Annotated in this window: 12 protein-coding genes; 3 read left to right on the top strand and 9 right to left on the bottom strand. The window is 40.3% G+C overall.

Annotated features, from left to right (window positions below; genetic code table 11):
* Positions 1–35 precede the first annotated feature (35 nt).
* Both AC6ER8_RS01970 and AC6ER8_RS01965 read left to right on the top strand, forming a co-directional pair.
* Positions 36–1016, top strand: coding sequence for a DUF3472 domain-containing protein (locus AC6ER8_RS01970; protein WP_497078902.1), 981 nt, complete (start codon positions 36–38; stop codon positions 1014–1016).
* Positions 1017–1602: 586 nt separating this feature from the next.
* Positions 1603–1995: a hypothetical protein gene (locus tag AC6ER8_RS01965; RefSeq protein WP_497078900.1), complete on the top strand. Its 393-nt coding sequence runs from the start codon at positions 1603–1605 to the stop codon at positions 1993–1995.
* A gap of 759 nt (positions 1996–2754) precedes the next feature.
* Here the strand turns inward: AC6ER8_RS01965 and AC6ER8_RS01960 are convergent.
* A complete protein-coding gene (locus tag AC6ER8_RS01960; protein ID WP_497078898.1) occupies positions 2755–2940 on the bottom strand; it encodes a hypothetical protein in 186 nt (61 codons plus the stop codon).
* Between the two features lie 242 nt (positions 2941–3182).
* The gene (locus AC6ER8_RS01955; protein WP_497078896.1) at positions 3183–3359 is read right to left on the bottom strand and encodes a hypothetical protein; all 177 of its coding nucleotides are present in this window, start codon (positions 3357–3359) and stop codon (positions 3183–3185) included.
* Positions 3360–3606: 247 nt separating this feature from the next.
* On the opposite strand from AC6ER8_RS01955, the gene AC6ER8_RS01950 reads away from it, so the two are divergent.
* Positions 3607–4002 (top strand): helix-turn-helix domain-containing protein, encoded by a 396-nt coding sequence (locus AC6ER8_RS01950; protein WP_497078894.1) that lies wholly within the window; start codon positions 3607–3609, stop codon positions 4000–4002.
* Between the two features lie 576 nt (positions 4003–4578).
* On the opposite strand, the gene yacG (AC6ER8_RS01945) is transcribed toward AC6ER8_RS01950, so the two are convergent.
* The 7 genes from yacG (AC6ER8_RS01945) to AC6ER8_RS01915 all read right to left on the bottom strand — a co-directional run bounded on the left by yacG (AC6ER8_RS01945) (position 4579) and on the right by AC6ER8_RS01915 (position 11799).
* On the bottom strand, positions 4579–4719 hold the full coding sequence (yacG, locus tag AC6ER8_RS01945) for a DNA gyrase inhibitor YacG (RefSeq protein ID WP_497079563.1): 141 nt from the start codon (positions 4717–4719) through the stop codon (positions 4579–4581).
* A 505-nt stretch (positions 4720–5224) separates the two neighbouring features.
* Entirely contained in the window at positions 5225–5365 is a 141-nt protein-coding gene (gene yacG, locus AC6ER8_RS01940) for a DNA gyrase inhibitor YacG (RefSeq protein WP_497079561.1), read from the bottom strand.
* 299 nt (positions 5366–5664) lie between these two features.
* Positions 5665–5919, bottom strand: a complete 255-nt coding sequence (gene yacG / locus AC6ER8_RS01935; RefSeq protein WP_497078892.1) for a DNA gyrase inhibitor YacG — start codon at positions 5917–5919, stop codon at positions 5665–5667.
* A 113-nt stretch (positions 5920–6032) separates the two neighbouring features.
* A complete protein-coding gene (locus AC6ER8_RS01930; RefSeq protein WP_497078890.1) occupies positions 6033–6797 on the bottom strand; it encodes a Maf family nucleotide pyrophosphatase in 765 nt (254 codons plus the stop codon).
* A 222-nt stretch (positions 6798–7019) separates the two neighbouring features.
* Positions 7020–7238: a translation initiation factor IF-1 gene (gene infA / locus AC6ER8_RS01925; protein ID WP_007346335.1), complete on the bottom strand. Its 219-nt coding sequence runs from the start codon at positions 7236–7238 to the stop codon at positions 7020–7022.
* Between the two features lie 1587 nt (positions 7239–8825).
* Positions 8826–8981 carry a hypothetical protein gene (locus AC6ER8_RS01920; protein WP_497078888.1) on the bottom strand — a complete coding sequence of 52 codons (156 nt, stop codon included), beginning with the start codon at positions 8979–8981 and terminating at the stop codon, positions 8826–8828.
* 2242 nt (positions 8982–11223) lie between these two features.
* A complete protein-coding gene (locus tag AC6ER8_RS01915; protein WP_497078886.1) occupies positions 11224–11799 on the bottom strand; it encodes a disulfide bond formation protein B in 576 nt (191 codons plus the stop codon).
* Positions 11800–11802: the final 3 nt, after the last annotated feature.

The raw sequence follows: 11802 nt of genomic DNA, 5'->3' as shown, positions 1-11802 counted from the left end.
TTAAAAAGATACTCTTAATACTTGTATTTTTTCTGATGAGTAAGCCATGCTATGCCGTTTTTGCTGGAAAAGTTGTCACGATGGAGCACACATGGTTTGAGGGTACATTACTCGATGAAGTTTATTTCTATCAGCAAATAACCTATGATGGTGGATCTGATAGCATCTATTTCTGGGGAAATGAATTTCAGTTCAAAAATGGAAACCGTGGCCATATTGGTTTATTCAACAGAGGCAGCAACACCGTTCACTTTTCTATTTTGAATGCAACGGGATGGAAGGGTAATAATTGTCAGCATCTTACCCATAAGGGCTCCGGAGTACGCTGTGAAATTAAATATCCTTGGAAGATGGGACCCCGATACCAATTAGCTGTTTTGAAAAAGAATAATCTGGTTACAGGGATAATAACCGACCTTATAACAGGGAAACAAACAACCGTTGGTACCATAGAAGTGCCAAGCACATTTGGTGAATTTCATAAAACACATAGTTTTGTTGAAGACCATTCTCGTTGGAAGAGACATCTTACCTCTTGTTATGTATTAAGTCCGCAAAGTTCCACCTTTTTTACTCCTATAGGCTTCAAAAACAATCAGAGAGTCGCCGCAACACTGCGTGCTTCTGCTCAAGGAAAGTGTAAAGATTCTTACGTCGTGCAAGTATCATGTGACTTTGGTTCTTGCATGAATAGTATAAGCAACCTCGGGGGTTTAGCCTCACCTTATGCACCGGAAGTCCCCATTTCCAATGGGAAGGATCTGTCTGCACAAACTGTGTCAAATGTATTAAAAAAAGAAGAGCTTGTTGCTATCTATTTAAAAAATGGCTCTTGGACACCCAAGATCTCTTTTCCATCTCCTGATTTATTCAAGGATAAATCAATCTTTATAGATCATCAAGCACATTTCAGTTCTACACTTCACGTTAACAACAGCACACGAAAAATCACTCAAGGACAAAAGATCATGTATATGTCTGATGGGAAAACTTGGAAAGTTATGAAAACCAATTAATTTTTTTCCGTCTTGAAAGATACACAATTCCTCCCCTCTATTTGAACAGAAATGAAGGGGGGGATTATTTTTTTACACTCTGATTATTTTTCCTGATGATTTCATTCTAGATAAAATGGTGCTTTCATTTTGAAAGAGACTTTGTTCTTTAAGGGGAATTTTACTTTTCCACCCTAACTTATCCCTCCATTCACAGGGCTCTTTACTGTTCAGCTTTCTCACCCCACACCATGCCACAAGCCTAAACCATGCCCTAAAGCCTCCACAACGCATCAATTCTCCACATCCTAAAATTTCTTCTTACTTTTTACGGCTCCACATTTTCACGTTTTTACAGTTTCACAGAAAACAGTCAATGAAACTTACTACCCGCCTCCCCCTTTCTTTAAAAAATGCCTCTAAAGAACAAAACTTACCATTCACCACCGAACAATCCCTCATCTTTTAAAGAATCCCCCAAAGCATAATTTATTTGTTGACTATTATAACCAAAGCGTGTGAATTGATTTTTATCAAAATGTGTATTTGCCTTATTGTAAGAGCAAAAGCATTTGTAAATTTTAATTTTTATAAGGAAATTTATCTCATGAAAGGTATTACTTTAATAGCGGCTCTATTTTCTGTCTTTTTTTCAGTATTGTCCCCAGTAACGGTTAATGCATTACCGATGGGGAATAGTTGGGGACAGACGGATGCGATAGTGGAAAGACTTATGCAACAAAGTAATTTGGCAGAAGGAGTAGCCCCCACATCCCAATTCTTATCCGCAATCCGAGTATTACAAAAAAAGGTACTTGATTCAATAATTGCTCCTGAAAGATATAACATGTTTACATATAATCCGAACAGATTTCAAGTTCGAGAGCAGTATCTCCCACTTCTTAAAGATATGGGATTGGGGAAAGGATGTTCGTATCTTAATCCGGGACAACAGGGGGGAATAAAATTTATGTCGTGCCCTGTTAATCAAAATCAGTAAATAGAGAGAGGCAAAGCATTTTGTGTTACATGGGGTGCTTTGCTTTACAAAATTTCCTTTATTTTGGCCGTTTAGCTTTTGAAAAGATGGCTGATTGATATAATTTTTGAAATATATTGTCTATGACTGTCGACAACATGTTGATTAAAGTGGTCAAGTGCACGTTTTTCTTTAAAGAGCCAGAAGGGACTTTTCATCTCTTAGGTCTTTTAATAGGAATTTTATTTTGATTATGATCAAATTTCGTCTTTTTCTCTTTTTTTCAATAAAAGCAGCAGCTTCTTCTTTATACCTAAAAGAGTGGTAAGAATAATTGAAGTAAAGCATACATCTTCCACGCCCTAAAATTTCCCCTTAACCGTCACGATTTCACGTTTTTACAGTTTCACAGAAAATAGTCAATGAAACTTACAAACTAACATCGAACACTCCCCCTTCTTAAAAAATTCCCCAAAGGATAAAATCTCCCTTCCCCCACGCTGCTCTGTAAACAAAGATCTGTAAACGATAATCCAGCCATTTACCCCGCGCGCCCTATCTCAGATCATCCCTCTCAACGCACATGCTAGCGCTTTCCTGACATCCCACCTTCTCTCACCCCCCCGACTTCACAGCCCCTCTTACTGCACCACTTTTCCCCAAACCTTGCCTTTAAAATGCAAAGAGCTTAGGCAGCATTCTCCAACCGTTTCCGAACCTTCAATTTGTCCTTCCCCAACCTTACTCTGCCAAAACTCTCTTGCAACCCTCCCCTTTAACTCAAATGCCTGAATTTTTCCTGCTCAAAACATCAAACCTTCTAAAATCCTCTTCAGAAGCAAACAACGCATTTATCAAAGCATCATCTCCTAACTTATCTCTCCATTCACAAGCCTCTTCACCCCTCGATACTCTCACTCCCATTCCACGCCATAATAAAAACGCAACATATCCCACAGCACACATAATGCATAAATCCTCCCTGTCCTTGAACACCCCCTTACCTTTTACGATTTTACGCTTTTATGTATTTAAAGAAAGAAGTCAATGAAACTTGCAAACCAACATCGAACACTCCCCCTTCTTAAAAAATTCCCCAAAGAATCATCCCACGCTCTATAAACAACAATCTAACTTCCCCCCACTTCATCGAAGCTTACCTCGCACCAATCCTATCTTCAAATCCCCCTTCCAACGAAGAATCTTCATCAGACAGAGCCAAACACGCCCCATTCCTTCACACTATTTTTCATACATCTCGTCACACCAACTCTTGCACACACCGCTTCTTGTACACAACCATCCCTATCCATATGCATATTTTCTTCCTCGTTCCTCCCATCATACCCTCGCATCACGCCCCAACAGCGCTTTTTTCTTGCCAACCTTTTGAAATTCCTTTATCACTTAAAGTGATATTTTGATCGTCTACGCAGCGATCAAGAGGGAACTAAAAGCCCTAAATCCGAGCGTACAATTAAACCCACTTTTGTGGGTATCCCGGAATTCCGGGAGTTTTTGCTATGTCCAGGTGCTCGACCGCACTAAAAGCAAAAAAACTGACTCGGATTCAGTACTTTTAGACTCCCGGAATACCAACGCGAGGGCGCTCGCAACCGGAGGGGGTGCAAAGTGCAAACCAAAGATCCACATTTTAAAAATCCACATTTTATTGATATTTCAATTGGCCAAAGAATTCGTTTTAGGCGCATTGCTATGGGGCTTTCTCAAAAAGCATTGGGAAGCTTTTTAGGTGTGAGTTTCCAACAAATCCAAAAATATGAAAAAGGTTTAAACCGTATAAGCGTAGGGCGTTTACTGGAAATCGCTCAAAAACTGCAAGTGCCTATGAACTTTTTTTATGCAGATCTTTTAACAAAAGATATTGCCACAAAAGAAGATCTTCAAAAAAATCCCTCACACCATGATCAATACATGTTCAGCGAAAAAGAATTTTCCCTTGTGAAAAACTTTAGAGAGCTTCAGCCCAAAAAACAGAAGGCAATCTTGTGCTTGATTTCAGATTAAGCACCCTCAAACATTCTGTGTTCATATATGCAGCCTCCCCCTGCTTAACCTTTTCCATGTCTCATATCACCGCCCCCTCAAAGGATAGTGTCTTACGGCATGAGAGGATAACAAAAGCCTAACCACCCCCTAAAAGACACACAACGCATAAACAAAGCACGCACAAAGCATAAATCACCTATGCCTTAAAACTTCCCCTTAACTTTCACGATTCCACGTTTTTACAGTTTCACAGAAAACAGTCAATGAAACTTGCAAACCACCACCGCCCCCTTTCTTTACAAAATTCTCCAAAGGATAAAATCTCCCTTCCCCCACGCTGCTCTGTAAACCCCACACTGCTCTGTAAACAAAGATCTGTAAACGATAATCCAGCCATTTACCCCGCGCGCCCTATCTCAGATCATCCTTCTCAACGCACATGCTAGTGCTTTGTCGACATCCCACCTTCTCTCAAACAAACTCAAGCCCCTTACTTCACTGCTTTCTCCCTAAGCCTGCTTTTAAATTCAATCCGCAAAGCTAAAGCAGCATCCCGCTTCAAAACGCACGCCCTCCACCATAGGCATATCCCTCTTAAAGAATGCTCCCTTTATTCTTCTTCATCACGAACCTGTGGTGGGGGTGGTAAGATATAAGAACTTGGAAAAGCCAGCGATTAAGATCAAGAGCGCGGCATCGGGGAGAACAAAAAGGATAAGCAGACTTTTGTGACATCTTACCACCAATAGAAAAAATACGAAAGGCTATCCCCCCAGTCACACAACTCTAAAACTTCTTCTGATAACACCCATGCCTTAAAATACCTACGCTTTCCCTGCACTCAAATGCCTAGTGCTTGCCTAACATCCCACCTTCTCTCAGACAAACCCAACCCCCCGACTTCACAGCCCCCCTTACTGCACCACTTTTCCCCAAACCTTGCCTTTTAAATGCAAAGAGCTTAGGCAGCATTCTCCAACCGTTTCCGAACCTTCAACTTTTTCATCCCCAACCTTACTCTCCGAAAATTCTCTTGCAACCCCATATCTTTTTTACCCAATCTCCCCTCTCAACGCAAATGCCTAGCGCTTTGTCGACATCTCAACTTCTCTCAGCCAAAGCCAGCTCCCCTTACTTCACTGCTCTTCCCTAAAACCTTGCCTCAATCCACAAAGTTTACGCACGCTATTCCACCTCAAGACACAAAGCGCACGCAAGCTCCACCATAGGCATATCCCTCTTAAAGAATGCTCCCTTTATTCTTCTTCATCACTAACCTGTGGTGGAGGTAGTAAGATATAAGAACGTGGAAAAGCCAGCGATTAAGATCAAGAGCGCGGCATCGGGGAGAACAAAAAGGATAAGCAGACTTTTGTGACATCTTACCACAAATAGGAAAAAAATACGAAAGGCTATCAGCCCCAATCATACAACTTTTTTCTGATAACACCCATGCCTTAAAATGCTTGTATTTTCTTACAAATCAAATACCTAGTGCTTTCCTGACATCCCAACGTCTCTTAAAGAATACCCCCTTATTTCACCGCTTTCCCCCCAAGCTTGCCTTTAAATTAAATCCGCAAAGCTTAAGCAGCATTCCGCTTCAATCCACAAAGTTTACGCAAGCTATTTCACCTCAAAACGCAAAGCTTGCGCAAGCTCCACCGTCGATTCTCTCCTTTATTCTTCTTCATCACTAACCTGTGGTGGGGGTGGTAAGATATAAGAACCTGAAAGCCAGCGATTAAGATCAATAGCGCGGCATCGGGGAGAACAAAAAGGATAAGCAGACTTTTGTGACATCTTACCACAAATAGGACAAGGATGCGGAGGACGAGACTCTTGGAGCACATTTGTCTCTTTTAGCTCAGAGCGTTCTTTTTGGCTACAGAGCTTCTCTTGACTTTGAGAGAGCTGTTTTTTTTCCTCTTTCATTAAATTTTCTTCTGTTCCTATTTTTTCATTTTTCTTTATTTAATTTTCGCTTTGCACTTTTGGGTATTTTTTTGCTACCTTTTACCCTGCATAGCTCTTGCCTTAAAATTTCTCTACTGCATTTCTTCAATCCACTGAGTGTAAAGTGGATAATGATAAGCAGTCAAGAGATCGGCTGTTTCAGCCAAAGGCAATCCCACGACATTGGAGTAAGATCCAGCGATATAGACCACAAAAGCCCCAGCTTTTCCTTGGATAGCGTAGCCACCGGCTTTTCCTTGCCATTCTCCTGAAGCAAGATAAGCCTTCATCATGGAAGAGGTTAAACGTCTAAAACGAACACGGCTTTCAACCAATTTTACAGTTATTTTTCCCTGTTCATTTAAAGCACAAATGGCGCCATAAACCTTGTGTGCCCGTCCAGAAAGGTATCGTAAACATTCATAAGCCTCATCCTCACCTTCTGGTTTTGGAAGAATAGTGCGCCCCACAGCCACCACCGTATCTGCGGCCAAAATAATCATTTTCTGCCCAGGCAATTTTCTTTGAACGTCCTGCAATTTTTCTTTCTGCAATTTTTCTTGGAGATTTTTATTTTCTTGGATCTTTTGCGTGTACCAATGCAAATTCTCTTGTGCTTTGAGCGCTTTTTCTTTTGCCAAACGTTTGGCAAGGTTTGCGGGATGTTCTTTTAATTTTGGTGTTTCATCAATATCGCTTGCATAAACCTGCTGCGGCTCAATACCCATTTGCGCTAAGAGCATTAAACGCCGTGGTGAAGCGGAGGCAAGCACCAAATGAATTTCTTCCCCCAAATGAATTTTTCTTCCAAGAGTTTCTGCCAAATGTTTTTTCCCCCATTCTCTTATAATTTTCATTTCTACCCCTTGTAACAATTGGCTTTTCTCTTACCCCATTGTGCCCTTGATCTCCTTATTCTTTTTATGCACTGATTTTACATTTTTTCAAGGTCATGATAAATCTTCGCCTTTTTTCATGTATTGAAAACGCCCGCAAAGTTTACGAAAAACAACAGAAATAATATTGTAACTTTTTATACAAAAGCACAAACCATTCCATGCAATTTCTTAAACATGCAATTACTTATAACGGTATGTAATGCGTCCTTTGGTCAAATCATAAGGGGTCATTTCCACCATGATTTTATCACCCACCAACACCCGAATACGATTTTTTCGCATTCTTCCAGCAGTATGTGCAATAATTTCATGATCATTTTCCAGTTTCACACGAAACATCGCATTGGGTAAGAGTTCAGTAACGATACCAGAAAATTCTAAAACTTCTTCTTTTGACATAAACCATTATTTCCTTTACAGTGCATTATTTTTCAGCGTTCATACCCTATTTTCTCGAATTTGTGAATAAAAATTGCACAAAAAGGGAAAGGTTTTTCAAGTTTTCTCTCTTATGTTCTCAAAAAACCACCCCAGACTCTGAGCATAAAAACTTCTTCCCAGCCATTTTATCCACCAATTTCTGCTCATTTTTTAAGATGATTTTTCTTTCAGCGTAACAAGAAATAACGCTCAATACCCAAACTTTTCCCTCTCCATACTCTCAACACGCCCTCCTCCTTTCGTGCTTCCCTCTCCCATCAACACCCCCAATACATCATCTTACCGCAACTTACTCTCTCCATTCACAAGCCTCTTCCCTCCAATTTTCCCCCATTCCACACCATAATAAAAGCCTCCCCCCAAAGCACACACGACGCATAAACAACACATAAAAGCCTTCACACCCTAAAAACTTCCTCTTCTCTTTTACGTCTATACGTTTTTACGCTTTACCAGTTTTACTGAAAAAAACAGCCATTGCCAGCCACCACCGCTCCCCTTTCTTAAAAAAGTCTCCTAAAGCATAAAACTTGCCACTCACTGCCGCCGCCTCATCTTAAAAAAAACGCCCTTAAAAGACACAGAATTTCCACTCCGCACCACTAGAAGTAAATAAGGCCTGAAAATAACAACAAAGCTTCTTACCCCGCACGGCGTGCCTATCTTCCTCCTCAAAGGCCCCCTATTGCAAAAAAAGCACCAAGCAAGCCTACCCTTAAACTATTCACCACGCACACACAAAAAATACCTATATGGATCAATCTATAATCCAACATCAAAGAGCATTTTTACCCCATAAAAAGAGTTATTTTTTTACAGCATGATAGGGTAATTATTGAGATCTCCAAAATGATTTCCCCAAAATGGTTGCATTGTCTAAATGTTTTCATTTTTCTTGCCAATCTTTTGCAATTCCTTTATTGATAAGCATGTGTTTTTGATCATCTACGCACCGCTCAAGAGGGAACTAAAAGCCCTAAACCGGAGCGTACAATTAAACCCATTTTTGTGGGTATCCTGGAATTCCGGGAGATTTTGCACTGTCCAGGTGCTCGACCGCACTAAAAGCAAAAAGCTGACTCGGATTCAGTACTTGTTACTCTCGGAATACCAACGCGAGGACGCTCGCACTAGGCAGGGGCTTAAAGTGCAAACCAAAAATCCACGTTTTACCAAAAATCCGCATTTCATTGATATTTCAATTGGCAAGAGAATTCGTCACGAGACGCATTGCACAACATTTCTCCTGCTTAACATTTCCCATATCTTATATCACCGCCCCCTCAAAGCACAGTGTTTTACGGCATAAAAGGATAATAAAAACCCAAACCACGCCCCCAATATCCCCCCAACACATACCTCCACACACCCTAAAACTTCCCCTTTTACGGTTCTACATTTTTACGCTTTTACTGAAAATGGCCAATGAAACTTGCCAACCACCTCTGCCTCCTTCTAAAAAAATAAAAAAAACAAAGGACAAAAGGAGTACCTCGCAGCGCTCTATAAACAACAATCTAGCCTCTTAACCCAATGCCTCCCACTTCATCGAAGCTTACCCCGCACCAACCTATCGTTAAATCCTCCTTCAAACGACACTGCTTCATCAGATACAATAGACAAATCGCATTCCTTCACGCTATTTTTCACGCATCTCGTTACAGCAACTCTCATCCATACCACCGCCTTTTCCTCCTCCACGCCACACTCCCTCGTCCCTTCTCCCATCACCCCCTACACTTAACATCGCTCTTCATTCTAACTTATCCCTTCATTCTCCTCGTCATACCCTATGCCCCAACAGCGCTCTTTATCCCAAACCTATCGCTCCATTGTCTCTTGCCTCCAATCCTCTCACGCCACACCATGCCACAAGCCTTATATCACCAGCTCCCCAAAATGGTGTTTTACCGTATGGATAGGATCAAAAAAAGCCTAAACCACGCTCCAACACACCCCATCCCCCCAAAAAACATACACGAGGCATAAACAACACATAAAAGCCTCCACACCGCAAAACTTTCCTTTATCCTTTTTACGGCTCCACATTTTTACGCTTTTACAGTTTTAAAAAAATCTCTGTGCAAAATGCATAACACAATAATATTTAAAAAAACTCCTTTAAAATCTCATCCCTCATTCTCACTTAAACTCCCCCCATTTTTTACGCTCATTATTAAAGACAAAACCGGTTCATTATCGCACGACTTATCATCGCACGACTTATCATCGCACGACTTATCATCGCACGGCTCATGATCACATTGACCAACACAAAGCTTTACAGCCAAATTTTAGCAAAGGCTAAATCTGAACAATTGAAGAATTCTGAAGAAGCATTTTTACAGTTTTTTTAAGCGTTTTTCTTCACAAGCAGTATTTTTTGTGACAGACACAGATCATGTAAATTGCTTCACGCGAAAAAAATGGGATATGGAAAACAGGACATGGGAGAACTTTTGCACTTTTTCCCCTAGCATATCCTCAATGATTTGGCATATTCCCAATGATAAAGTATCCTTACTCAAGTCGACATTGTTTCATCACCAAGAAACATTGTCAAAACACTTCCCCCTTTTCTAGGATAGAAACTTCACACTGAAAAGAAAACATCTAAAAAGGAAATAAAAAAAAGGTCCGTCTTTTAAGAACAAACCTCTAGAGAAAACCATTTAAATAGTTTTCAAAATTGTTAAGCGTTCTAGAAGCACTCAAGACATCTCAGAAGCACCAAAATGAATACCAGAATTTATTTAACACAAAGTTAAGAAAAGTCAAGAGCCCATAAGAATTATCGTTAATAAACCTTTAAAAAACAAGGATTTTCCTTGCTCTCAACAATTTTCCAGTTCAATAACGCAATCCTCCAATTGAGTAATCTGTCTCCCTCTTTACCACCGTGTCCCGTGACAGTGTAAAAACTTTACCAAGCCAATCTTCTCTTACAAACTCAATCACAAGCACGCTTAGGAAGAAGCCAGTACATCTTATCCCCTCCATCGCTGGTAATCCCTCCATCGCTGGTAATGGTTTTATGCTGTTGTTAACCTTAAAAGAGCTTTTGTTTTTTTCTTGCCTGTAAGTCAACATTCACGCCCAGAGCCTCCACATGTTGAAGACAACGATTAAGACGATTTAGTACAGCACAAGCTGTTCCAGCTTTTCTATGTCAAATAGGAGCAAGTGTGTTCGCATTTCTTTAGGTTGCGTAATCCATAAAACCGCCAGCCCCCCTAATTTGACAGCCTAATTTAGGCAGAATCTGCAGTTTTAAAGGTGATTCCCATTTTTATCGTCCTTTTTTAATTCAGTTTTACGACTTAAAGTATCGAGAACCATGTCTTTTGAATAATGGAGATATTGTAAATAATAGAGATATTGCCTTTTGTTTTTCACATGGTCTTTCATGAGATCTCAGCCCTTCCCGCAAAATAGAATGTCCCAAATAGAATATCGATATATTGCCAATTCACGGGCTTGTTTTAAAGAGAGACATCTCGCAAAACGCGCGCCCCATTTTGTGACAGCCCCTGTCAATAGGATAATGGTAAATCCATTGAAGACCCAACTTTAAAGCTTATGGCGTAACAAGCCGGCGCTATCCACACGACTTTTAGCCGGCCTTTGAGTGTTGCGAACCATTCCTTGGGCATCTCTTAGGCTTGTAAGATGATTCATGGAAAACCACTTTTGGTCTTTTCTTATACAGTTTCACGCCATGCACCAACCCCGCTTGTGCCGTACCAGCAAGTGATTTTTATTGATTCAACATGGAAAGATTTGAAATGAGAGAATCTCACGCTATCTGATTTTTGCGTTCAAGTTGAATAACACGAGATTATTATAAATCAAAGTTTATACCCAAAAAAAGAAGCGGATATCTTGAGATATCCGCCTCTTTAACAGTAAAATTATGACGAGGGATAATTAAAAAAATTCAAGACTATGAAGGGAACCAATTTGACAACAATTCATATCTTACAGGATCATCTGCGCATTGTCCGCCACCACATTCTAGTATGGTCGAAATCAAATTTGCCGCAATTAAAAATACAAATAAGAAACTTGCCGTTTTACCGAGGATTGGGAAAGGAGAAAATTCTTTAACCTTGTGTGCCAATTCGCCTAAAATCATGAGGCAAGTCACAGCAAAGATACAAAGAACAGAAATAATGAAGGCCCAAGTATAAAAATGCAATCCAAAAAATGTTGAACCATATCCCAAATCATCCGGTGTAATATGCAAAAATACCTGTCGAGCCGCAATAACACTGGTTACCATACACCCCAGAATAACCATACCATAATGCGTATTTTTCACCTTATGGTGAATATTAAGCAAGAACCCACATCCTGCCAGAATCAATCCAACGCGCTGCAGCAAACAAAGGGGACAAGGTAACTCAAACTTTGCCAATTGATAATAAAAAGCCACCAACAAGACAATGGATAACCCAATCAATCCTAGTGTATTCATAAAGATGACGAAATGGGGATTTTTTTGTTCGACATTTTCCATGAT

This window comes from Bartonella sp. SL320, assembly GCF_059687635.1.
The sequence above is the reverse complement of the archived record's forward strand: the minus strand, read 5'-3'. Positions and strand labels throughout refer to the sequence as shown.

Bases quoted from the DNA above. Each gene is read 5' to 3' on its own strand.
- AC6ER8_RS01915 (WP_497078886.1), bottom strand. From the start codon at position 11,799: ATGGAAAATGTCGAACAAAAAAATCCCCATTTCGTCATCTTTATGAAT.
- AC6ER8_RS01960 (WP_497078898.1), bottom strand. From the start codon at position 2,940: ATGTGTGCTGTGGGATATGTTGCGTTTTTATTATGGCGTGGAATGGGA.
- infA (WP_007346335.1), bottom strand. From the start codon at position 7,238: ATGTCAAAAGAAGAAGTTTTAGAATTTTCTGGTATCGTTACTGAACTC.
- yacG (WP_497078892.1), bottom strand. From the start codon at position 5,919: ATGAAAGAGGAAAAAAAACAGCTCTCTCAAAGTCAAGAGAAGCTCTGT.
- AC6ER8_RS01970 (WP_497078902.1), top strand. From the start codon at position 36: ATGAGTAAGCCATGCTATGCCGTTTTTGCTGGAAAAGTTGTCACGATG.
- AC6ER8_RS01930 (WP_497078890.1), bottom strand. From the start codon at position 6,797: ATGAAAATTATAAGAGAATGGGGGAAAAAACATTTGGCAGAAACTCTT.
- yacG (WP_497079561.1), bottom strand. From the start codon at position 5,365: ATGTCACAAAAGTCTGCTTATCCTTTTTGTTCTCCCCGATGCCGCGCT.
- yacG (WP_497079563.1), bottom strand. From the start codon at position 4,719: ATGTCACAAAAGTCTGCTTATCCTTTTTGTTCTCCCCGATGCCGCGCT.
- AC6ER8_RS01965 (WP_497078900.1), top strand. From the start codon at position 1,603: ATGAAAGGTATTACTTTAATAGCGGCTCTATTTTCTGTCTTTTTTTCA.